At 51.3% G+C, this 24,065-nt stretch carries 20 protein-coding genes; 19 read left to right on the top strand and 1 reads right to left on the bottom strand.

What is annotated here, in order from left to right; translation table 11 throughout:
- Window positions 1-69: 69 nt before the first annotated feature.
- The 7 genes from H6868_00905 to H6868_00875 all read left to right on the top strand — a co-directional run bounded on the left by H6868_00905 (window position 70) and on the right by H6868_00875 (window position 9,527).
- Window positions 70-2,895: a carboxypeptidase regulatory-like domain-containing protein gene (locus H6868_00905; protein MCB9987872.1), complete on the top strand. Its 2,826-nt coding sequence runs from the start codon at window positions 70-72 to the stop codon at window positions 2,893-2,895.
- A gap of 82 nt (window positions 2,896-2,977) precedes the next feature.
- Entirely contained in the window at window positions 2,978-4,276 is a 1,299-nt protein-coding gene (locus H6868_00900) for an FAD-dependent oxidoreductase (GenBank protein ID MCB9987871.1), read from the top strand.
- 24 nt (window positions 4,277-4,300) lie between these two features.
- The gene (locus H6868_00895; protein ID MCB9987870.1) at window positions 4,301-4,504 is read left to right on the top strand and encodes a DUF2892 domain-containing protein; all 204 of its coding nucleotides are present in this window, start codon (window positions 4,301-4,303) and stop codon (window positions 4,502-4,504) included.
- 27 nt (window positions 4,505-4,531) lie between these two features.
- Window positions 4,532-5,383, top strand: a complete 852-nt coding sequence (locus H6868_00890; GenBank protein MCB9987869.1) for a transporter substrate-binding domain-containing protein — start codon at window positions 4,532-4,534, stop codon at window positions 5,381-5,383.
- A gap of 75 nt (window positions 5,384-5,458) precedes the next feature.
- Entirely contained in the window at window positions 5,459-8,125 is a 2,667-nt protein-coding gene (locus tag H6868_00885) for an MMPL family transporter (protein ID MCB9987868.1), read from the top strand.
- 65 nt (window positions 8,126-8,190) lie between these two features.
- Window positions 8,191-8,982 (top strand): outer membrane lipoprotein-sorting protein, encoded by a 792-nt coding sequence (locus tag H6868_00880; protein ID MCB9987867.1) that lies wholly within the window; start codon window positions 8,191-8,193, stop codon window positions 8,980-8,982.
- 113 nt (window positions 8,983-9,095) lie between these two features.
- Window positions 9,096-9,527: a hypothetical protein gene (locus H6868_00875; protein MCB9987866.1), complete on the top strand. Its 432-nt coding sequence runs from the start codon at window positions 9,096-9,098 to the stop codon at window positions 9,525-9,527.
- A 4-nt stretch (window positions 9,528-9,531) separates the two neighbouring features.
- Here the strand turns inward: H6868_00875 and H6868_00870 are convergent, their stop codons facing one another.
- Window positions 9,532-9,912 carry a hypothetical protein gene (locus tag H6868_00870; GenBank protein ID MCB9987865.1) on the bottom strand — a complete coding sequence of 127 codons (381 nt, stop codon included), beginning with the start codon at window positions 9,910-9,912 and terminating at the stop codon, window positions 9,532-9,534.
- Window positions 9,913-10,322: 410 nt separating this feature from the next.
- Here H6868_00870 and H6868_00865 point away from each other — a divergent pair, with 410 nt between their 5' ends.
- The 12 genes from H6868_00865 (at window position 10,323) to hemA (ending at window position 24,045) form a co-directional block, all read left to right on the top strand.
- Window positions 10,323-11,534 (top strand): hypothetical protein, encoded by a 1,212-nt coding sequence (locus H6868_00865; protein ID MCB9987864.1) that lies wholly within the window; start codon window positions 10,323-10,325, stop codon window positions 11,532-11,534.
- 19 nt (window positions 11,535-11,553) lie between these two features.
- The gene (locus H6868_00860) at window positions 11,554-12,327 is read left to right on the top strand and encodes a sulfite exporter TauE/SafE family protein (GenBank protein ID MCB9987863.1); all 774 of its coding nucleotides are present in this window, start codon (window positions 11,554-11,556) and stop codon (window positions 12,325-12,327) included.
- A gap of 28 nt (window positions 12,328-12,355) precedes the next feature.
- Window positions 12,356-13,786, top strand: coding sequence for a cytochrome-c oxidase, cbb3-type subunit I (gene ccoN, locus H6868_00855; GenBank protein MCB9987862.1), 1,431 nt, complete (start codon window positions 12,356-12,358; stop codon window positions 13,784-13,786).
- Complete coding sequence (gene ccoO, locus H6868_00850; protein MCB9987861.1) at window positions 13,783-14,526, top strand: cytochrome-c oxidase, cbb3-type subunit II; 744 nt, start codon at window positions 13,783-13,785, stop codon at window positions 14,524-14,526. The genes ccoN and ccoO overlap by 4 nt, the downstream gene beginning before the upstream one ends.
- Window positions 14,523-14,684 carry a cbb3-type cytochrome c oxidase subunit 3 gene (locus H6868_00845; GenBank protein MCB9987860.1) on the top strand — a complete coding sequence of 54 codons (162 nt, stop codon included), beginning with the start codon at window positions 14,523-14,525 and terminating at the stop codon, window positions 14,682-14,684. The genes ccoO and H6868_00845 overlap by 4 nt, the downstream gene beginning before the upstream one ends.
- Complete coding sequence (gene ccoP, locus H6868_00840) at window positions 14,671-15,570, top strand: cytochrome-c oxidase, cbb3-type subunit III (GenBank protein MCB9987859.1); 900 nt, start codon at window positions 14,671-14,673, stop codon at window positions 15,568-15,570. The genes H6868_00845 and ccoP overlap by 14 nt, the downstream gene beginning before the upstream one ends.
- Window positions 15,571-15,710: 140 nt before the next feature.
- Window positions 15,711-17,135 (top strand): cytochrome c oxidase accessory protein CcoG, encoded by a 1,425-nt coding sequence (gene ccoG / locus H6868_00835; GenBank protein ID MCB9987858.1) that lies wholly within the window; start codon window positions 15,711-15,713, stop codon window positions 17,133-17,135.
- Between the two features lie 13 nt (window positions 17,136-17,148).
- Entirely contained in the window at window positions 17,149-17,634 is a 486-nt protein-coding gene (locus tag H6868_00830; GenBank protein ID MCB9987857.1) for a FixH family protein, read from the top strand.
- A complete protein-coding gene (gene cadA, locus H6868_00825; protein MCB9987856.1) occupies window positions 17,583-19,949 on the top strand; it encodes a cadmium-translocating P-type ATPase in 2,367 nt (788 codons plus the stop codon). The genes H6868_00830 and cadA overlap by 52 nt, the downstream gene beginning before the upstream one ends.
- Entirely contained in the window at window positions 19,946-20,140 is a 195-nt protein-coding gene (gene ccoS / locus H6868_00820) for a cbb3-type cytochrome oxidase assembly protein CcoS (protein ID MCB9987855.1), read from the top strand. Before cadA ends, ccoS begins: the two co-directional genes overlap by 4 nt.
- 72 nt (window positions 20,141-20,212) lie before the next feature.
- Window positions 20,213-22,729 (top strand): valine--tRNA ligase, encoded by a 2,517-nt coding sequence (locus tag H6868_00815; protein ID MCB9987854.1) that lies wholly within the window; start codon window positions 20,213-20,215, stop codon window positions 22,727-22,729.
- 95 nt (window positions 22,730-22,824) lie between these two features.
- A complete protein-coding gene (gene hemA / locus H6868_00810; protein MCB9987853.1) occupies window positions 22,825-24,045 on the top strand; it encodes a 5-aminolevulinate synthase in 1,221 nt (406 codons plus the stop codon).
- The last annotated feature ends 20 nt before the right edge of the window (window positions 24,046-24,065 follow it).

Genomic DNA, 24,065 nt, shown 5'->3' with positions numbered 1-24,065 from the left:
TGGATAAAACCATGGTATAACTTCTGTAAGTTATTTTTTTATCTGCATGATTTTTTATTTTTGTGGCGCATGTGTAAAATTGTTCGGGGAGATACGATACAAAGTATCGCCATCATTGCGATGGCGGTTATGGCGTTTGTGCTGACGGTATCGCCTGCCTGGGCGCAACAACAATCCGTGCCGGTATCTGCTCCTGCTTCGGCCTACAGTGAGCCGCCCTATGATGAACTGGTTCTCGAGGTGCGCCGGAACGATGATTTGCTTGCCCGGACTATCCTCGGTTTTCAGGGGGGGATGACGGACTATTACATACCGCTGGGGGATCTGGCGCGTCTGGTTGGGTTTGACGTGGAATTGAACCTAAACCGGGGTTTTATTCGCGGATGGTATCTTTCAACCGATAACACATATGAAGTAGATGCAAAAAATTTAACTTATACGGTTCGTGGCCAGACTGTTCCTTTGACTAAAAACGATATATTCATGCGCGATTATGGTGCGGGCTTCGGTGATATCTATGTGCGCCTGGAAACGCTGAACGAGATATTGCCGCTTGATCTTCATCTTGATTTTGCAGCCTTGAAACTGGATGTGCAGACATCGGAAAAACTTCCTTATGAAATGAAAAAAGAACGGGAAGCCAAGAGGGAAAAATTTCTCTCTATGCAGCAGGGGGAGGAGAGCTTTGCCGGATATCGCAATATTGAGAATCCCTACAGGATGTTCAGTGAACCGATTATTGACCTGGACGGCAGCTTTGTATGGGATAGCGAAGAAGAATCATGGAACAATAATATTCATGCCTCCGGCAAAAACGACTTGCTGGGGTTTTCCGCGGATTATGGCGTTAATATTCATGCCGATGACGGAGACTGGCAGGCACCTGACAAGGTGCGCATGACTTTGACGAAACAGGCGTTTGGCAATGACACAATGCCTTTAGGAGTGCGGAATTTAAGTTTGGGGGACGTTAGTGCCCGGACACCGGAATGGGTCCGCGGATCGAATGCCGGGCGCGGGGTTAGCGTTTCCACCCGGCCGGTTAAACGGCAACAGACTTTTGATGAAATTACGGTCGAAGGGACAGCTGCCCCCGGATGGGAGGTCGAGTTGTATCGTAACAATGAGCTTCTGGATTTTGGTGTGGTCGGTGAGCGCGGCGATTATCGTTTTGATAATGTCGAACTTCTGGCCGGACAAAATAATATCCGGACGGTTCTCTACGGGCCTCAGGGACAAATTGAAGAACGGACCGAAGAGTACAAAATTGGCTCCAGCCTTGCTCGTCCGGGGGAAACTTTTTATGAAGCCAGTATCGTCGATACGTCGAACTCTACGATTGCCTTTGATGATAATAACGGGCGGCAGAACCAAGATAAAGGCATCGCTTATAGCGGGGCGGTGACACATGGCTTGTCGCGGAATGCTACTGTATTTGGAACGGTTTCGAACTCCATGACCCGGAAGGGTGAAAAGAAATATGTGACGGCCGGGGTTAATGCTTCGGTTGGGCGCGTCATCGGGAAGGCGGAGGTCTATAAACAGCTTGATGGCGGACAGGCGTTGGATACGCGTCTGGCAACAAGTATGAAGGGCTGGAATCTGAATTTACGGACGGCCATGTTTAAGGACTTTGAAAGTGATCGCGCCGGTTATGAGGAATCGGCCCGCACTCTTGATACCAGAGTCCGGGCAACCAAACGGTTTCCGACAGCTGCCGGGATGGTGGGGCTGAGCTTTTCCGGTTCGCATGAAATCCGAAAAAACAATACGGAGGCAACCCAGTTGCAGGCGGCGCAGAATCTGGCGCGCCGGACATGGCGGACGGGAAACAGTTTGCAAATGAACTGGCGTGATCGGCAGCTGGAGACAGTACAGGGCCGGCTGGATGGCTCTGTGCGATTGGGGCGCCAATGGAATTTGCGGACGGCGCTAAATTATGATGTGCGCCCGGACTTTGCTTTCGACGATTTTATGGCTGATTTGCTTTATCGTCATTCCCGGAAATTGACCACGGGGGTTAATCTGGGACGGGATCTGCAAGATGGCCAGATGTGGGGTGGCGGCCACATCGATTATGATTTCGGTTCGTTTATGAGCGGGCTGCAAATGAACTGGCGCGAAGATTCGGGATATAATCTGGCTTTGCGGGCGTCGACGTCATTGGGGCCGTTTGGTAAAAACGGCGGCTATACCGCCAGCAGCCGCAGCATGCAAGGGCAAAATGCCGTGCGTGGGCGTGTGTTCTGGGACAAAGACCTTGACGGGGTTTACACAGGCGAGGATGAGCCGCTGGAGGATGCCCGGATGATGCTGGCCGGCAAACGGACAGAGCGGGCGGATGAATCCGGTTTCCTCAGTCAGGTCAGTTCTGAGAATGGCGATTATGTCGGTATGACGTTCGACCGTAATTCCGTTGATAACCCGTTTCTTGTTTCCAGTGAGGACGGTTATCGTCTTTTGCTGCGGCCCGGTGTCGCGCAACATATAGATGTTCCCGTAGTCGAAGGGGGGACGGTTGACGGTACCGTCTTTTTTGAGGATGGCAATCCGGTCCCCGGACTGCGCATGCAGATGGTTAATAAAGAGGGCGTGGTCGTTGGCCAGAGTGTTACGTCTTTTGACGGGTTTTATACGTTCGAGCTGATCCGGCCCGGTGCCTATGTCATTCAGGCTGATCCGGCGCTTGATCTCAATATGGCGCCGCAGCTTGTGACGGTTACGCCGGAAGAGCTATTCCGCTACGGGATTGACATGGAAGTGCAGGACAAGGAAGAAATCAAAAATGCCAAGCGTTTTGCGGCTTTACCGGAAGAGTTACAGAAAAACAAATATGCTTCAATTTTGGGAACTTTAAAGCAAATGCAACAGACACTGAGTCAGGTCGCGAACTGATAAATCGCTTTGAAAACACAGTGGAAAGGCGCATTATATTTGCTGCATTATTTTTATGACCTTTAGAACACAGGAGAAAAAAATGAAACATGTTGTCGTTTTGGGCGGTGGTATTGGTGGGGTGTCCATGGCGTATGACATGCGCTGTGAAGCGAAGTCGAAAGATGTGAAAATTACTGTTATTTCCGATTCTCCAACTTTCCACTTTGTGCCATCCAATCCGTGGGTTGCGGTGAAATGGCGCAAGCCGGAAAAAATTATTGTGCCGCTTGAAAAATACCTGAAGCGTAAAAAAATCGATTTTATTCCTGTGGCGGCAAAGAAAGTTCATCCTGAAAAGAATACGATCGAACTCATTGATGGTCAGGAAGTGACGTATGATTATCTGGTGATTTCTACGGGACCAGAGTTGGCTTTTGATGAGATCGAAGGTCTGGGACCGCATGGCGGATACACCGAGTCGATCTGTCATGTTGACCATGCGAAGGCTGCCTCTGAAAATTGGGAAAAACTATGTGCTGAGCCGGGGCCGATCGTCGTGGGCGCAGTACAGGGGGCGTCTTGCTTCGGTCCGGCTTATGAGCACAGCTTTATTATGGACCGTGATTTGCGGAAGCGTAAAATTCGGAACAAAGTGCCGATGACATTTGTGACATCGGAACCTTATGTTGGTCACATGGGGCTTGGCGGTGTGGGCGATTCCAAAGGTATGCTGGAGCATGAGTTGCGGATGCGGGATATCAAATGGATTTGTAACGCGAAAGTAGCCAAAGTTGAAAATGGCGTGATGCACGTTGTTGAATGTGATGAAAAAGGCGAAGAGAAAAAGAAGCATGAGCTTCCATTCAAATATTCGGTCATGATTCCGGCTTTCCGCGGTATTGGCGCTTTGCGTGAAGTCGAGGGACTGGTTAATCCGCGTGGCTTTGTTGTGGTGGATGAATACCAACGTAACCCCAAATACCCGAATGTTTATGGTGTTGGTGTTTGTATTGCCATTCCGCCTCTTGAGGCAACGCCCGTGCCGGTAGGTGTGCCGAAGACCGGTTATATGATTGAATCGATGGTTAAGGCGGTTGCTCACAATATTGCCGACGATTGCAAGGGAAAGGCTCCTTCTCACCGGGCTACATGGAATGCGATTTGTCTCGCGGATATGGGCAATACCGGTGCGGCTTTTGTTGCCTTGCCGCAAAACCCGCCACGTAATGTGGCGTGGATGCGTTTGGGTAAATGGGTTCATTTCATGAAGCTTGGCTTTGAATGGTATTTCCTGCGCAAGGTACGTAAAGGAAATATTTCGCCGTTTTATGAGACGTTTGCTCTCGGCTTTATGGGGATTAAGAAGCGTCAGACCGAAGGGCATGGCGATTCTAATTAATGTAAACTACGGAGGAACATATCCATGAATATAGACCGTATGATTTTTGCGATTGCCGGTGTTTTTATTCTGGCATCTCTGGCGCTGGGCTATTTCGTGCATGAAGCCTGGTTCTTGTTTACCGCTTTTGTCGGCCTGAACATGTTTCAGGCCGCCTTTACCGGGTTTTGCCCGTTGGCGATGATCCTGAAGAAGCTGGGGAAAGAGCCGGGCTGCGCGTTTAAATAGACACGCAAACAGGCGGGAGGGGCAGCAATGAAATTCGTTAGGTGTTTTCTGGTTTTTCTGGCGCTGTGTTACGCATTGCCGGTCACCGTTCATGCTGCGGACAACGAGAAAGAGAGCGTTTACGAGCGCGTCATGCGCACGGGAACGCTTCGCTGCGGGTATTATCCATGGCCGCCATTTTTTGAGGTCGACCTTAATACGGGTAATGTCGGTGGTATGATGGCTGAAATATCGAAGGCCGTTGGCGATATTCTCGATATTGATGTTGAATTTGTACAAATGTCGGCGTTGGGGTATCAGGTTACTGAATTGGAAAAAGGGATTTATGATGCGTTTTGTGTCGATTCTTACTATGTTTTTTCCAGTATCAAATATCTCGATTATTCGACGCCTGAGTTTTATGCCCCTGTTTTTGTGTATGTACGGGCCGATGATGACCGTTTTCAAAGCAATGCTGACCTGAACAAAGCCGATGTCAGTTTTGTTGGTATTGATGGTGACATCAGTGTGACAATGGTGGAGCACAGCTTTCCAGACGCTAAAATTGTGACACTTCCTGCGAATTCCGACGGGGCGCAGATCATGATGAATGTGACGACCCGGAAAGCCGATGCCGCGATTATTGATCCGGGTATTGTCGAGGTGTTTAATAGAACCAATATTCCGGGATTAAAGAGACTTGATTTGGACGCCCCTGTGGCGACATACCCTATTGGAATATCCGTTTTGAAGGGGGAAGTTAAGCTTCTTAATATGCTAAACGGGGCGATTTCTGCGCTCCAAAATACCAATTCGATTGAACCGATTCTTAAACGATATGATCCGGCTGGCGAGGCTTTATATCCTGTCGCCAAGCCCTATACGGTTCCGGGGCAGTAAAAAGCGGGTGAAAAGAGATTTGTTTGAGTGTAGAATATCAATTCTTTCTAATGTAATAAGAGGTTGAACGGGATTATGCAGGTACTATCTAGCATCGCGGCGGACAAGCCAAAACGGTTTATGTGGGTGGCGGGGCTTTTAAGTCTCGTGATGATTTTGCTGGTGGCGATACCGACATTGGCGCCGGGTAAGGTGCCATTGTTGCAACCGCTTCATATTGATACTGACCCGGAAAACATGCTGTCTGCGGATGAACCGGTGCGGGTGTTTCATAACGCCATGAAAAAGGAATTTGCCCTGAACGATATTATCGTGGTCGGGGTGGTGAACAAGGTCCATAAAAACGGCGCATTTAATGCCGAGACGCTGAAAAATGTCTATGAATTAACGGAGACAGCCAAACAGATTCGCTGGGAAGATCCGGAAACAGGTAAGATGGCCGGCGTTCTGGAGGTTGATCTTCTGGCGCCGTCGACTGTCGATAATATCGAGCAGGCGGGGCTTGGCACGGTACGGTTTGAATGGTTGATGGCCCAGCCGCCCCAGACCGACGAAGAAGCTCTGGCTGTTGCTGAAAAGGCCCAGAATCTACCGTTTCTTGACGGTACACTGATTTCCGAAGATCGCAAGGCGATTGCCTTGTATGTGCCGATTACCTCTAAAAATATCAGCTATAAAGTCGCCAAGCAGCTTGAAGATAAAATAGCGTCTTTTGGCGCGACGCAGGAAGAATATCACATTACCGGCATGCCGGTGGCCCAGGATACGTTCGGTGTCGAGATGTTCAAACAGATGGCCATGTCCGCGCCTCTGGCGATGCTGCTGATTTTCCTTTTGATGTGGTATTTCTTCAAGAATATCAAATTCATCATTTCGCCGATGATTGTGGCGCTGGTGTCGGTGATTTGCACGATGGGTGCGTTGATCGCGACCGGGCATACGGTGCATATTATGTCTTCGATGATCCCGGTGTTTATCATGCCGATTGCCGTGCTGGACGCGGTGCATATTCTCTCTGATTTCTTTGACCGCTATCCGCAGATTAAAGACCGGCGCAAGACGCTCGATCATGTGATGGAAGATCTGTCCAAGCCGATGTTGTTCACATCCCTGACGACGACGGCCGGTTTTGCTTCGTTGGCGTTCACGCCGATTCCGCCGGTGGAGACGTTTGGTATCTTTATCGCGCTGGGTGTTTTGCTGGCGTATCTGTTCACGATTACGCTTATTCCCGCCTATATCATGTTGATGAGTGACAAGTCGATGGATGGCTTTGGGCTCAAACGCGAAGAAAAAAGTGGCAAGAAAACCAAGAAATCAGAAGAGAAAGAGCACTGCACGCCTCTGGCCTGTTTCCTGAAAAAACTGGGACCATTTACCTATAACCATGCAAAACTGGTGTTGCTGGGGGTTGTGGCTTTGTCGGCTGTGGCGGTGTACGGGATTACCAAAATCCAGATTAACGATAACCCGGTTAAATGGTTTTCACCCTCTCATAAAATCCGGGTCGCGGACAGGGAGCTTAATGACCGCTTTGCCGGGACTTATATGGGGTATTTGACACTGGCGTCTTCTGCGGAAGCGCAGGGCGTCGATGCCGCTGTGCCGGAACTGAAACGCGCTTTGATTGATCTGGGTACTTATGCCGCCGTTGATACATCCAAGCAGATTGATCGTTTGGCACCGGAAGTAAAAACCCGCAAAGAACTTTTGCAGGCGCTTCAGAATTATGCGGAAGAACAGCTTGATGTTGCCGAGGACGATGCGCTTTACGATCAGTGGGATACGATTGCCTTGTGGCTGGACGAGCAAGCGGCGGGTGGTGAGGTCTTTAAAGACCCCGAAGTGTTGCATTATATCGAGAAACTGCAGGCTTATCTGTTGACGACCGGGCTGGTCGGGAAATCGAATGCGTTGCCGGATATTATTAAAACCGTGCATCGGGAGCTGTTTCTGGGTGAACCGGAAGCGTATCGCATACCCGATTCTGTCGGGGGCGTGGCGCAAACCCTGATTACCTATCAGAACTCACACCGACCGGATGATTTGTGGCATTTCGTGACGCCGGATTACAGCCGTGTGTCGCTGTGGATTCAGCTCAAAAGCGGTGACAACAAGGACATGAACAAAGTTGTGGCGTCTGTTGAGAAATTCTTTGCTGAGAACGAAGCGCCGATCGGCATCGACCATCAATGGTTTGGCCTGACTTACATCAATACGGTCTGGCAGGATAAAATGGTCTCCGGTATGGCTGAGGCTTTTGCCGGGTCGTTTGTTATTGTTCTGGGCATGATGATCTTCCTGTTCCGTTCGGTGCTGTGGGGCGTCTTGTCGATGATCCCGCTGACGGTTACGATTGCCTTTATTTACGGTCTGATTGGTCTGATCGGCAAGGATTACGATATGCCGGTGGCTGTTCTGTCTTCGTTGTCGCTGGGGCTGGCGGTCGATTACGCCATTCACTTCTTGGCGCGGGGCCGCGAGATGCAGAAAAAATACGGTAGCTGGAAGGACACTGTTGGGCCGCTGTTTGGTGAGCCGGGCCGGGCGATTGCGCGGAACGTGATTATTATCGGCGTCGGATTCCTGCCGCTGCTGGCGGCGCCGCTGGTGCCTTACAAGACGGTCGGGTTCTTTATTTCGGCTATCCTGCTGTTTGCCGGTGCGGCGTCTCTGGTCATTTTGCCGGCTTTGATGACGCTACTGGATAAATGGTTGTTCAAGGAGAAGAAGACAAAGTGATCTAGTTTTATACGGGGAACGTATATATTTATTAGAAATATCTAATATATAGAGAAAGGATTGATATGAGACAGGTATTGAGAGCTTTAGTGGTGGCGGCGCTGGCTATGCCGATGGCGGTGGGCGCACAGGCAGCTGATGTGAAAGAGGTGGTGGCCAAGGCCAACCATGCGGCTTACTATCAGGGCGAAGATGGCCGCGCCAAGGTCAATATGGTCATCAAGGACGATCAGGGCCGGGAGCGTACGCGCCAGTTTACAATCCTGCGTAAGGATGTTGGCGAAGGTGACGGGGAGCAAAAGTTCTATGTTTATTTCTCCCGCCCGGCTGATGTGAACAAGACGGCTTTTATGGTCTGGAAACATCCGGGCAAGGATGATGACCGGTGGCTGTATTTGCCGGCCCTGGATCTGGTCAAGCGGATCGCCGCCAGCGATGAGCGGACCAGCTTTGTCGGATCGCATTTCTACTACGAGGATGTGTCAGGCCGGAATCCGGATGAAGACAACCATACGCTGGTCGAAGAAAACGACACGTTCTATGTGATCGAAAGCAAGCCGAAGGTGCCGGAAACGGTCGAGTTTAGCTCATATAAAAGCTGGGTACACAAGGCGAGCTTTATCCCGATCAAGGTTGAGTTCTATGACAAGAACGGCGTGAAATACCGTGAAGGTATGGCCGAGAAAGTCGATGAAATTGCCGGGCATAAAACCGTGACGGCTAGCCGGATGAAGGATTTGCGCTCCGGCGGTGAAACGATTCTGACGTACGAGAATGTGAAGTACGATACCGGTTTGCCGGAGGATATCTTCACCGAGCGTTATCTGCGGACACCGCCGCGTGAATATCTGCGCTAGGCGTCAGGTTTCGTGAAAAAATAAAAGGGCCTTTCCTTTGGAGAGGCCTTTTTTGTTGCACCCTCCTTTTAGATTATGGTTAATACAATGGATCATCAAGAAAAGAGGGTTTTGTGGGTATTAAAATAGACTTTCCATCGACGAAAGAAGCGGCGGGCGCTCACGGTGATTGTTCCTTTACACATAATGAACGTGTGTTATTGCAAACCGAGATTGAAAAACCGGGACAGATGCAACGTATCTGGATGCGGGTTATGGGGCTGGATAATCCGGCGGCGACCGCAGTTAAATTTCAAGGATTTGCCAAGGGTGCTCGGGTTGAATTTCGTATGGCTAAAAAACTGGTCAGGGGCGGCCCTGTTTATGAAACCTATACCGGGCAGGGGGTATCTCAGAGCGATCAAACGTTTCACGATGCGCTGGCCGTGATGAAAAAGGCGTTGTCCCGATTGAATATAGAATCCCAATATCCTTTGGCTCCTATGCTAAACCAAACCGGGCATGAGATGCCGAGACGTCCAGCTTTGCATCTGTTTCGCTCTTGAAGCTTCAGGGGCAGTCCAGAAGCGGGCCTTGTCTGACTCCGTTGGCCTGATTTTGACAACGCGTTGCTTTCAAATGTTCTTCTCGTTGTTGCCTTAACTTTGCGGCTTTTTCTACCAGTTCATCCCGGCTTTGATGCTGGTTATTGATGCCGACAAAGACCTTGGTCATGTTGTCGCGGCATTTTTCTGTGCTGAGTCCCATTTTTTCCTGGGTTTGTTTCTGCTCTTCCGACAGGGTACTGTCGTTGCATATTGTTTCACGGATTTTTTTTTGCTCTTCTGATAATCCGTCGTCGCTGCACCCCGATAAAAGGGGGCCGCCTATGACCGAAAAAAGAGAGGCAATCGTCAAACGTTGCCATCCTGTCAGTTTTAAATGGTTCATCCCGTAAATCCCGATTGATTGTGCTGGTCAGTTTAAATGAACGTTTACGTTATGTCAAAATGCGGGGTTGTCGCCGGTGTAAATCCTGTAATTTCCTGTCGCATGCCGGGGAAATATGGAGTAAAACGAAACTTATGAGAGCAAAAATTCTGACATTGATGGTCTGTACGTGTTTAAGCGCCCCGGCTTGGGCGGAAGATCCGGTTTTGCCGGTTGGTCTGGGCGGGGGATCGCAGGTTACTCCGGTTGCCGATAGTGGCGGGCCGTCTCTTCCGGCGGGGCTGGGGGGTGATTCGTCCGCGTCTTTGCCGGCGGGGCTGGAGGACGACGGGCCTTCATTGCCAGATGGACTGGTTATGGATGAGGTTGCTGCGGATGGGGCCGATTCGGATTTCGATGATGAAAGCTGGATGGATGATCTGCCGTTTGAACTGTCCGGTTTTTGGGAAGTGCGTGCCGGTCACCGCCTTGGTGATGATCCGCATGAAAAAGAGGTCAGCCTTGGTGAAACCCGTCTGCAGTTACAGGCGGATAAATATTTTGGTCCTGTCGCGGGGCGTGTGACGGCTGATCTTTTATATGATCCGGTGTTGGACCGGCATGCTATTGATCTGGATAAGGGGGAAGGCTGGCTTGATCTGCGCGAAGCTTGGCTGTCTTTTAGTCCGCTCGATTTTGTCGATATGAAGGCCGGGCGCCAGATTTTAACCTGGGGGACGGGTGACCTGATTTTTATCAACGATTTGTTTCCCAAAGACTGGAATGCCTTTTTTATCGGGCGGGATACCGAGTATTTGAAGGCGCCGTCGGATGCTCTGAAGACATCGTTCTTTAGTGATTTTGCCAATCTGGATGTTGTTTATACGCCGCAATTCGACTCGGATCGCTATATCGACGGACGTCGGATTTCTTTTTATAACGGTAATCTGGGGCGGCGTTCGGGCACCGATTCTCCGGTTGTGCCGGACGGGCGTGTGGACTGGTTTAGCGAAGATGAGTGGGCTTTGCGCCTGTACCGTAATTTCGAGGCTTTTGAGGCCGCGCTTTACTATTATGACGGTTACTGGAAATCACCGAACGGCCAGACGGCTCTCGGTGTGGCGACCTTTCCCCGTTTGAGGGTGATTGGCGGTTCCATCCGCGGTCCTGTTTACAAGGGGATTATGAATGTCGAAGCAGGACATTATGAAAGCCCGGATGATCCTGACGGGACCAATCCCCTGGTTCGTAATGCGGAAGAGCGTTTTCTAGCCGGGTACGAGCAAGAGATTGCCACTGAATTGACGGCGGGCATTCAATATTATCTTGAGCGCATGAGTAATTATGACGATTACCGGGCCAACTTGCCGGCTGGCGCGTTCCAGAAGGATAAAAACCGGCACCTTTTGACGCTGCGTCTGACCAAGATGGCGATGGACCAGAATTTAACGTTGTCCTTGTTTACATTCTGGAGTCCCTCGGATGAGGACGGCTATGTGCGTCCCAAAGCCAGCTATAAGCTCACGGATGAATGGACGGTTGAAGCGGGTGGAAATATCTTTTTCGGTGACGATCAAAGAACTTTCTTCGATCAATTCGAGGAAAATTCCAATGCTTACGTGAGTGTGCGTTACAGTTTTTAATCAACAGGAGACTTGAAGCGTGGAGTTTTTGGCGCATTGTGCGGCAGCCATAAATCTGGAAGACGGACTGTATCTAAGCCTGTTTCTGGCGGGTCTGGTTGGCGGCTTCACACATTGTGCCGGGATGTGCGGCCCATTTGTTGTGGCGCAGGCTTGTGCCCGCGCAGAAAGCTGCGAATCCGATAATGAGAATCGTTCACATATAAGGCACTGGAAATATTCAGATTTTTTTATGAAACGGCTTGCGAACGGACTTTTGTTGCCGTATCATTTGGGACGAGTCACGACTTATGTTGGTCTTGCTATGATCGCCGCAGGTGTGACGAATATAGCTTTTATGTATTCACCTTATAAAGACGTTATGGCCGCTTTTTTATTGTGTATAGCCGGTTTTATGTTTGTGGTAAGTGCTTTGCCGGCGCTTGCCCGTTATACGTCTTTTAAAGGGATTTCTTTTCCGTTTTTGTCTCAAGGGCTGGCGCAACTGGCGCGGCCCTTTTTTATCGATCCGCGCGGCTGGCGTGGATATGTGATCGGTTTGCTGCTGGGCTTCCTGCCGTGTGGTCTGGTGATGGCGGCTTTGATGGCGGTGTCGGCCAGTGGTGATGTGATGACGGCGGCCGGGGCGATGGTTTTTTTTGGGCTGGGAACGATCCCGGCCCTGTTTTTGGTGGGGATGTTTAGTCAGGGAGCTTCCCGGCGATGGCCGCACGTTCTCAAACCACTATCAAGGGGCGTGATGGCCCTGAATGGAATAGGCTTGTTTGCCCTGGCGGGTAGACTGGTTTTATAGAATCTTTGTTGAAGAGAGGTTAAAAGCTATGACAACGGATGTAGCCAAGCAAAATTACAATGACGACATCATCAGGATGTTCATTATTGCCGCCGTTTTTTGGGGCGTTGTCGGGTTCGCCGCAGGGGTTTTTATTGCCCTGCAGCTGGCCTTCCCGCACCTGAATGTGGAGCCCTTTTTGAATTTCGGACGTCTTCGCCCGGTTCATACCTCGGCGGTTATCTTCGCTTTTGGCGGGAATGCGCTGCTAGGGACCAGTTATTATGTGGTCCAGCGGACCTGCGGCGTTAGGCTGTGGGGTGATGCACTGGCGAAATTTACCTTTTGGGGGTATCAGCTCTTTATCGTTCTTGCGGCGTCCGGCTATGTCATGGGGATTACGCAAGGCAAGGAATATGCCGAGCCTGAATGGTATGTTGATCTGTGGCTGACCTTGGTATGGGTGGCTTATTTCGTCGTGTTTTTGATGACTTTGGTGACCCGGAAAGAAAAGCATATCTATGTGGCAAACTGGTTCTACCTGTCTTTCATTGTGACGATTGCTGTACTGCATCTGGGGAATAACGTGATTATTCCGGTCGATCTGTTTGGCACTAAAAGTTATTCTGTAGCCTCTGGTGTTCAAAGTGCGATGATCCAGTGGTGGTATGGTCACAATGCGGTGGGCTTCTTCCTGACGGCCGGCTTTTTGGGGATGATGTACTATTTCATTCCCAAACGGGCAGAACGTCCGGTTTACTCTTACCGTTTGTCTATTTTGCACTTCTGGTCTTTGATCTTTATCTATATCTGGGCCGGTCCGCACCATTTGCACTACACGGCATTGCCTGACTGGGCACAGACGCTGGGGATGACGTTCTCCATCATTTTGTGGATGCCGAGCTGGGGCGGGATGATCAACGGGATGATGACCCTGTCCGGGGCGTGGAACAAACTGCGCGAAGACCCGGTTCTGCGGTTCATGATTATCGCTGTGGCGTTCTACGGGATGAGCACGTTCGAAGGACCGTTGATGTCTATTCGTGCGGTGAATGCCTTGTCCCACTACACAGACTGGACGGTTGGGCACGTACACTCCGGTGCGCTTGGCTGGGTTGCCTTTATCAGTTTCGGTGCTTTGTACTACCTCGTGCCGAAATTGTGGGGCAAGCAAGAGATGTATTCTCTGAAGCTTGTGAACACGCACTTGTGGCTGGCAACGATCGGGATTGTTCTCTACATCACGGCGATGTGGGTGTCCGGGATCATGCAAGGTCTGATGTGGCGTTCATACGATGAAATGGGCTTCCTGGAATATTCCTTTGTGGAAACGGTTATGGCTATGCACCCGTTCTATGTGATCCGGGCGCTGGGTGGTCTGCTGTTCCTCGCAGGGGCTCTTATCATGGTTTACAATATGGTTAAAACTGTCAAAGGGGATAGTGTTCCTGACAGTAAAGCGAAGGAGGTGCTGGCATGAGCTGGTCACAAAAACACGAAATCTTTGAGAAAAACTCCATTATCCTGACGGTCGGTATTCTGGTCGTTGTCCTGATCGGTGGTCTGGTCGAGATTGTACCGCTGTTCCGGATGGAGACGACGATCGAAAAGGTTGACGGGGTGCGTCCTTACACACCTCTGGAGCTGGCCGGGTACAATATCTATATCCGTGAAGGGTGCTATAACTGTCACTCTCAGCAGATTCGTCCTTTGCGGGATGAGGTTGCCCGTTACGGTCACTACTCTCTGGCGGCGGAAAGCATGTATGACCATCCGTTCCAGTGGGGATCCAAGCGGACCGGGCCGGATCTGGCTCGTCTGGGTGGTAAATATTCCGACGAATGGCATGTCGCGCATATGAAAAACCCGCGCGATGTTGTGCCGGAGTCGATTATGCCGACCTATGCGTTCTTATCCAAACGGGAAGCAAAGCTTTCGGATATGGATAAACACATGAAGACACTCAGAATGACGGGTGTTCCTTATACCGATGAACAAATCGAAAACGCTTACAGCGATGCCATGGCGCAGGCCGGGGCAAACGAGGACGGCGTGGACGGTTTGGCCGAACGCTATGGTGAGACGGTTAATGCCCGTAATTTTGACGGTCAGGAAGAAATTGTATCTGATCTGGATGCGCTGATCGCCTATTTGCAGGTTTTAGGAACCATGGTTGATTTTACGGACTATCGTGCCGGTAAAAGCGCGAGTGCAGAATGATTGACTGGATAGCTGAGCATGCCGGGGTAATCGGCCTTCTGTTTTTTGTGACCTTCTTTTCGGGGGTCGTTATATGGGTATTCCGTCCCGGGTCTACGGAGCAATATAAGGCGGATAGCCAGATTCCTTTGAAGGAGAATGAAGATGACAGCAAATGACAAAAAGAAAATTGATGAGACAAGCGGCGTCGAAACGACAGGCCATTCCTGGGATAATGGTAGTCTTGAAGAGCTGAACAACCCTGCACCGCGTTGGTGGGTATGGGTTTATATCCTGTGCACTATTTGGGCTATTGGCTACTGGGTGATCTACCCGGCATGGCCGGTTCCCGGCGGTCAGGAGCGTGGGGGGACTGTGGGTTCTGCCGGTTATAACCAGTATAAGGAACTTGAAAAGTCTCAGGAAGCTATTGCTGTGCGTCAGGCTGCTTATCTGGAAGATTTCCAGAAGGCGTCTTACGATCAGATCATGGCGAATGATGAGCTGTATGCTTTTGCTGTGGCTGGTGGTAAAGCTGCGTTCAAGGATAACTGCGCGACTTGCCATGGTTCCGGTGGATCCGGTGGTCCGGGCTTTCCCAACCTGAACGATGATGACTGGCTTTGGGGCGGGGCGATCGAGGATATCGAGCAAACCATTAAGTACGGGATTCGCTCTGAGCACGATGAAACGCGTTACAACATGATGAGTGCTTTTGGGAAGGACGAGATTCTGGAGCCGGAAGATATTGAAAATGTTGTGACGTACGTTATGGCGTTGTCTGAGGGGGGGATGGAAGCTGCTAATGCCAAATATCCGGCCGGCGCTGAAGTGTTTGCTGATAATTGCACAGCTTGTCACGGCGAAGATGCCAAAGGTCTGCGCGAAATGGGTGCGCCGAACCTGACCGATTCGATCTGGCTGTATGGCGGTGATAAAGACACGATCCACGAAACCGTTTACGGCGGCCGGAGCGGTGTGATGCAGGCCTGGGTTGATCGTCTGGATGAGAATACGATTCGGCAATTGGCTGTGTATGTCCACTCTCTGGGTGGCGGCGAGTAAGAATCTCTTGTAGTTGATAAAAACCGCCCCAAGTGACATTTGTTGCCGGGGCGGTTTTTTGTAAATGTAGCTAGGTATGTTAGGATAATTTAATGTATCCTGAATATCTTTAGAAAAGACGATCATGAAGGGTCAGATTAATGGCAGATTCAAGCAGTGAAGATATCCAGTTTTTCGCCAAGCGTGAGAAAATCTATCCGCGGGCGGTTAAGGGACGTTTTCGCACGCTCAAATGGAGCATCCTTACGATTTGTCTGGCGATTTACTATCTGGCCCCGTTTTTGCGCTGGGATCGCGGTGATAATGCGCCGGGGCAGGCTATTTTGATTGATCTGCCGGCGCGGCGGGCCTATTTCTTTTTCATCGAAATCTGGCCGCAGGAAGTCTATATCCTGACGGGCGTTTTGATTCTTGCGGCGGTAACGCTGTTCTTTGCGACAGCCTTGTTTGGCCGGGTGTGGTGTGGCTATTTCTGCTTTCAGACCGTTTGGACCGATTTGTTTATGCTGGTGGAGCGCCTGTTTCAGGGGGACCGGAATGCCCGCATTAAGCTTGATCAGGAAAAATGGTCGTTTAACAGGCTCTGGAGAAAAGCGGCTACTCATATTGTCTGGGTGCTTATCGGGCTGGTTACGGCGGGAACGTTTGTTTTCTATTTTACCGACGCGCCTACTTTATGGGGGCAGCTTATTCATGGTCAGGCCAGCACAACCGTTCTTGGTTTTATGGCCGGGTTGACGTTCTCGACTTATCTGATGGCCGGGATTGCGCGCGAACAGGTTTGTACCTTTATGTGCCCCTATGCCCGGTTCCAGTCGGCGATGTTTGATGAAGATTCCCTTATTATTACCTATGATCCGGATCGTGGGGAGCCGCGCGGGAAAAAGACAAAAGATCAAAATTGGGAAGATCGCGGTCACTGTATTGATTGCGAGCGTTGTGTGCAGGTATGTCCGACCGGTATTGATATTCGTGACGGTTTGCAGATCCAATGCATTGCTTGCGGCCTGTGTGTCGATGCTTGCGATGATGTGATGGACAAGCTCGGTCTGCCGCGCGGGTTGGTGCGCTATGATACAGAGCGTCATATGAAGCTCAAACGTGAAGGGCGGCATGATGAAATGTTGTCTCATCTGGCACGGCCACGGACTTACTGGTACATGCTGATTTTGGCGTTTGTTAGTGCTGTGATGATTTATGCGCTGGCCAGCCGTGTAACGACGGAACTGCACGTTTTACATGACCGTAACCCCTTGCTGGTCCAGCTCTCCGACGGTTCTATTCGTAATGGTTATAATGTTAAAATCTTGAACAAGACCCATTATGATCGTCATTTTGTTTTGACCCAAAACGGACTTGAAAATGCGGAATTGTCTCTGAAGGGGGCTGGCATGCGCCATCTGGATGATTTGCTGGTTCCTGCGGATACGGTCGGGAATTTCAAGGTTTTTGTGACGGCGCCAAAGCAAGGTGTTGCCCAAAAAGACTTTCAGTTTATTATCGATGAAGTTGATGGCGAGGCGCATGATCTTTACGAAAGCGTCTTTATCAGTGAAAAACCATAAGGAATAAAAAACAATGGCTGGTTATATAGATCCCGGTATGCGCCCTGCGGATAAACTGATCCCGTGGTACTTCGTGGCTTTTTTTGCGCTTGTTTTCGCGGTCAACGGTATTTTCATTTACGTTGCCACGACCAGCTTGCCGGGGGTGATTGAGGAAAACCACTATGAAGTCGGTTTGGCCTATGATAAGCGGATTGCCGCTCATAAAGCTCAGGAAGCACTGGGGTGGAATGCTGCCGCCGATTTTTCCGGCAAGACGCTGTCTGTTGAGCTCGCCGATCATGACGGCAAGCCGCTGAAGGGGGCGAGTATCCAGGCTACGATGGTGCGTACGGTGCAGGAAGGCCATGATTTTGACGTGTTCTTGTCTGAAATTGCCGCCGGACAATATGCGACAGATATAGATTTTCCCTTGCCGGGGCAGTGGGATGCGTACATATATGTGACATGGGACGGTCAGCCTTATCAAATCACAAAGAAGATTGTCGTGCAGAAGTGAGTACCTGCCGTCATTGCGAGCAGCCTTGTGATCCTGATCGAGGTTTTTGCTGTGAGGGCTGTGAAAGTGCTTATAACCTGAAAGCCGATCTCACCAAGGATTCCCAACCTTTGCCAATGCCTCCCGATCCGGAGGCTTCCTATGTTTTTGATGCTTTTGTGAAAACTGATGACAAGGACGTAAACAGCCTTGTTTTGGGTGTGGAAGGCGTACATTGCGCGGCGTGCATTCAGAAAATTGAATCGGCGCTTAACCGGGAGCCGGACGTTAAAACCGGGCGCTTGAATTTTTCAACCCGGCGTCTGACCGTTGAATGGATGGGGCCGCGTGCGCGGGGCAATGAACTGGCGGCGATTGTCGGGCGGCTAGGATACCGGGTGCGGCCCTTTGATCCGGCGGCGTTGCGCGAAGGGTCGGCTGCAGAGGAAAGATTCTTGCTGATTTGTCTGGCTGTGGCCGGATTTGCCGCCGGGAATATCATGATGATTTCTGTCGGGCTATGGGCCAGCAGTCAGGAAATCATGGGCATGGCGATGCGTGATTTTATGCACTGGATGGCCGCCGTGATTGCCCTGCCGGCCATCAGTTATGCGGGACAGCCGTTTTTCCGTTCGGCGTGGGGAGCCTTGAAACAGGGGCGGACCAACATGGACGTGCCGATTTCCTTGGCTGTGATTCTGGCCTGCGGGATGAGCTTGTATGAAACTATCCATCACGGGGCGCATGCTTATTTCGACTCGGCAACAATGCTGATGTTTTTTTTGTTGATCGGGCGTTATCTGGATTTCCGTGCCCGGCGTTCAGCCCGCAGCAGCGCGACCGACCTTCTGGGGATGTTGTCTGGGACGGCCACCGTGATCGAAGACGGCCAGCGCCCGCGTGTTATCCCGATCAAGGATGTGCGGGAAGATATGATCCTGCAGGTTGCCGTCGGAGAAAAAATGCCGGCTGACGGTATATTACTGGAAGGGTCGACCGAGGTTGATGCCAGCTTGATTACCGGTGAAAGTTTGCCGCAAACGGTTAAGGCCGGGGACGCTGTCTTTGCTGGGACGATGAATTTATCCGTTCCTGTACGCGTACGGGTATCGAAGGCCAGTGATGACTCCCTGCTTAGCGATATTGTGCGCCTGATGGAAAAGGCCGAGCAGGGACAGGCACAATATGTCCGGTTGGCTGATAAGGCCGCCCGGCTTTATACGCCCGTGGTCCATACGCTGGCGGCGGCGACATTTCTGGGCTGGTGGTTGCTTGGCGGGCTTGTCTGGCAGGAAGCTTTGATGATCGCGGTGACCGTTTTGATTATCACTTGTCCGTGTGCGCTGGGGCTGGCCGTTCCCGTGGTACAGGTTCTGGCAACCGGGCGTTTGATGAAGCGGGGCGTTTTGGTAAAATCGGGCGATGCGCTGGAGCGGCTTGCCGGGATTGATATGGCCTTATTTGATAAAACGGGGACATTGACGTTGGGGCGCCCAGCGCTTGAAAACTCGGATTCCTATGAAGATGAGGACTTAAAATATGCGGCGTCGCTGGCCGCTCATAGCCGTCATCCTTTGTCGAAGGCGGTTGTCTCTGCGTATGACGATGGGGCGTTTTTGGATGTGGCGGTGCAGGATTATCCCGGAAAAGGGCTTGAGAGCACATACAAGGGACAGACCATTCGTTTGGGCAGCCGGGTATGGTGCGGTGATGAAAAAGCGCCACACGACCCATCAAAGCTGGAATTATGGTTGAGTGTTAGCGGCAGAGCGCCTGTCCGGTTTTTGTTCAGCGATCCGTTACGCGCGGATGCCCGGACGGTTTTGGATGAGTTAAAGGATGAAGGGTTGTCTTTGGTTTTGTTGTCAGGTGACCGGAAAGAGGCTGTGGCGGCGGTTGCGACCGATCTGGGCATTGATAATGCCCAAGGGGGATTGTCGCCTGTCGATAAATTTGCTGCTTTGGAGACCTTGCAAAAGCAAGGGCATAAGTTGCTGATGGTCGGGGATGGGTTGAACGATGCGCCGGTTCTTGCCGGGGCGGATGTGTCGATGTCACCTTCTACGGCGATTGATATTGCCCAGAACACCGCCGATATCGTCTTTATGGGTGATAAATTATATCCGATACGTGAGGCGTGGTACGTATCTCGAAAAACCCAAAAGCTGGTGAAGCAGAATTTTGCGCTGGCCGTGCTTTATAATATGATTGCCGTGCCGTTGGCTGTGACCGGACTGGTTACCCCTTTGATTGCGGCGTTGGCCATGAGTGGTTCGTCCCTGATCGTTGTCGCCAACTCGTTCCGTTTGCATACGCGAAAAGGAGCCGTATCATGAGTGTTGTTTTATATTTGTTGCCGCTGGCATTATTGCTGGGTTTTATAGGTTTGATCGCTTTTATCTGGTCCTTGAAAAGCGGCCAATATGATGATCTGGAGGGGGCGGCCAACCGCATTTTGTTTCAAGATGACGATCATCCGATGCCGGACAAGTCCGACAAAAATCCTTCTTCCTCTTCTGACGTATAACAAACCTTTACGCGGCGCCGGAAAAGCTCTATAAAATTCCTCTCACAAAACAACGACGATATAGAGCGGATAATGAGCAAAAACATGTTCCCGGAACTGGACAAGAATATTGATACCCAAGCGGTCGAAGAGCGCTGTCTTTCGCTTTGGGAAGAGTCAAAGATTTACGATTACGATCCGGACTCTGACAAACCTCTGTTTTCCGTTGATACGCCGCCGCCTTACGTATCCGCTGCGCACCTTCATGCCGGGCATGCTGCGTCCTATACGCAGGCTGAAATCCTGATCCGTTACAAGCGGATGATGGGCCATAACATTTACTACCCGATGGGGTTTGATGATAACGGTCTGCCGACCGAACGCTATGTCGAGCAAACTCACAAGGTGAACAAAAAGAAAATATCACGCAGCGATTTCCGGGCGCTGTGTATCGCGGAAACCCAGAAAGGGGCAAAGACCTATGAGAAGCTCTGGCGTTCTCTGGGCTTGTCGGTGGACTGGAGCACGCGTTATTCGACGATTGATGACCTGTCCCGTCACACGGCACAGAAGTCGTTTCTTGATCTGTACAGCAAAGGCCTGATTTACCGGGCGAATGAGCCGGTTTTGTGGGACACCCACTTCGAAACGGCGCTGGCGCAAGCCGATCTGGAGACCATGGATCGTAAGGGCAAGATGTATGACATCCAGTTTGCCAGCGAAGATGGCCAGCCGCTGGTGATTTCAACGACGCGTCCCGAGCTGATCCCGGCTTGTGTGGCGATGTACTTCAATCCGAACGATACGCGCTATCAACATCTGGAGGGCAAGAATGCCGTTGTGCCGCTGTTCGGTCATAGCGTGCCGATTAAAACCTCTGGAGAGGTGGATATGGAATTCGGGACGGGGCTGATGCAGGTCTGTACGTTCGGGGATGGTGAAGACGTCAAGAAATGGAAAGAAGACAAGCTGGAAACGCGTCTGGCTTTGTCACCGGACGGCAAAATGACGGCGCTGGCCGGGAAGTATGAAGGGCTGGAACCTGCCGCCGCGCGTAAGCGTATTGTCGAGGATTTGACGGCGGAAGGGCTGATTGTCGGTGAGCAGGTTGTTGACCAGAGTGTATCCGTGGGCGAGCGTTCCGGTGTTCCTGTTGAATTCATCATGGAGCCGCAATGGTTCATCAATATCCTTGAGCATAAGGACCGCTTCCGCAAGCGTGCCGAGGAACTGAACTGGTTCCCGGACTGGATGAAAGTGCGGCTCGATCACTGGATTGACGGGCTGAAATATGACTGGAATATCTCGCGCCAGCGTTTTTACGGCGTGCCGTTCCCGGTCTGGTATGTTCAGGAAACCGGCGATGTGATTTTAGCGGATGAGGCCGATTTGCCGGTCGACCCGATTGAGAACGAACCGCCGCAATGGGCGAAGGATAAGTATGCCGGTATGACGATCGTGCCGGAAACCGATGTGATGGAAACGTGGATGACGTCGTCCCTGACGCCCCTGATTAACGCGAACTGGGCCGGGTGTCCGGATCGCAAAGGTTCCATGGATATTTATCCGATGGATCTGCGCGTACAGGCGTTCGAAATCATACGTACATGGCTGTTTTATACGCTGATTAAATCCGAATACCACACCGATAGCCTGCCATGGAAAAACGTGATGATTTCCGGCTGGGGGCTGAACGAGCAAGGTAAGAAAATTTCCAAACGTGATCTGGAGAAATTTACCGATAAGGACGGTTTTAACCGTTATGATCCTTATTCCCTGATCCAGAAATATGGTGCGGACGGGTTGCGCTGGTGGGCGGCGAGCGCCCAACTGGGCAAGGATTTGCGCTTCCATGAGCGTGAGGTCAAAGATGGCCGCAAGATTGTTGTTAAACTCTGGAACGTGGCGCGGATGGCGTTCATGTATATGGAGGATTTCGATCCGGCGGCGCCGCGCGTTCCCTATAATGAGCGCCCGATCGAAGATCAATGGCTTTTGAATGAGCTGAACGACGTTGCCAAAAAAGCCAAGGCGTCCTTCGAGGTTTACGATTACGCCACGGCGCGCGAAGCGCTGCATAAGTTCTTCTGGATGACCTATTGTGATGATTATCTGGAACTGGTGAAAACCCGGTTCTGGGAAAATTCCAACTGGAGCGAGCAAGACCGGAAAGCGGCGCAGGCGACCCTTTTCGAATCGCTGCGGACGTTGCTGGGCTTGCTGGCCCCGTACTTGCCGTTTGTGACGGAAGAGCTTTATACGCAGGCCGGGAAATTTGGCGAAGATTACGTCTCCTTGCATGTCAGCTCATGGCCGGAAGCCGATGGAAACCTGAACTTCGAACATGCCCGCGAGATGGAAATTATCCGCTCGACTCTCTATGGCGTTCGGAAACTGCGTTCCGAGCGGCAAATCGGGCAAGGGAAAAATCTGGAAAAACTGGTTTTACATGTCGACCCGGCGAACGATGCCTTGGTCAATACGGTCAAAACACTGGAAAATTCCTTGCAGAGCGCGGCGCGGGCTGATGCGGTTCAATATGCGCAGGCTGATAACGAAACAGGCGTTGAGGGATTGATGCTTGATATCGTGGCCGGTCTGGCGGAGTAATCCGCATACGCAGGCATTCTTTGGCTTGCTTTCATGCCGTAAAAGCAGTTTATTTGATGTGATGTATTTCAAAAGTAAAAAAGCGGGGGTGCCTGATGGATTATAATGCGTTTTATGCCGAGAAACTGCAAGATCTGAAGGATGAAGGCCGCTACCGCATTTTTGCGACGATGGAACCTCTGGTCGGAAAATTCCCGCAGGCCCTTTATCATGCACAGGATGGCACCAGCCGGGAAGTTACGGTCTGGTGTTCGAATAACTATCTGGGCATGGGCCAAAACCTGAAAGTTCTGGCGGCGATGAAAGCGGCTGTTGATCGCTCAGGCGCCGGGGCGGGCGGGACGCGTAATATTTCCGGGACCACGATTTATCATACGCAGCTTGAAGCCACTATGGCGCGTCTGCACCAGAAGGAAGCGGCGCTGGTCTTTTCATCGGGCTATGTTGCGAATGAAGGAGCGCTGAGTACTTTGGCGAAGCTGTTGCCGGAATGCCATATTTTTTCGGACGAGCTTAACCATGCCTCTATGATTCACGGGATGCGGGGATCGCGCCGGGAAAAACACGTTTATCGTCATCTGGATATGGAGCAGCTTGAATCGATGCTTCGTGCAGCGCCGGTGAATGTGCCCAAAATCATTGCGACTGAGTCGGTGTACTCTATGGAGGGCGATATTGCGCCTCTGGATGTGATTTGTGATTTGGCCGAAAAATACGGCGCAATGACGTACGTTGATGAAGTACATGCTGTCGGCATGTATGGCGCGCATGGCGCGGGCGTGGCCGAACGAATGGGTCTGATGGACCGGATTGATATCATCGAGGGTACGTTTGGAAAGGCGTACGGTCTGATGGGCGGGTATATTGCCGGCAGCGCGGCTATGATTGACGCTGTACGTTCGTACGCTCCCGGATTTATTTTTACCACGGCCATGCCACCGGCGGTGCTGGCAGGGTGTAAGGCCAGTGTTGAGCATTTAATGGAATCGCGTGTTGAGCGCGAACAGCAACGCCGGAACGTGGCTTATCTGAAGGCGCGTCTCGATGCTGAAGGGATGCCGTGGATGCCGGGCGAAAGCCACATTGTGCCGCTGGTGGTCGGCGAGGCAACGTGCTGTAAGCAGGTTAGCGATATTTTGATGGATCAATACGATATCTATGTTCAGCCGATTAATTACCCGACGGTTCCCCGCGGAACCGAGCGTTTGCGCCTGACGGCAACCGGGGCACATTCCATTGCGCAAATTGATGCGCTGTGCGATGCGTTGGGTGAATTGTGGCGCGAGCATCAGGTTTTCCAGCACGCCGTTGCATAAAGGCTTGAAAAGCGCTTCCG

The organism is Rhodospirillales bacterium (assembly GCA_020638175.1).
Lineage (GTDB): Bacteria > Pseudomonadota > Alphaproteobacteria > Micavibrionales > Micavibrionaceae > JACKJA01.
This window is presented reverse-complemented; position numbering and strand designations above follow the sequence as displayed.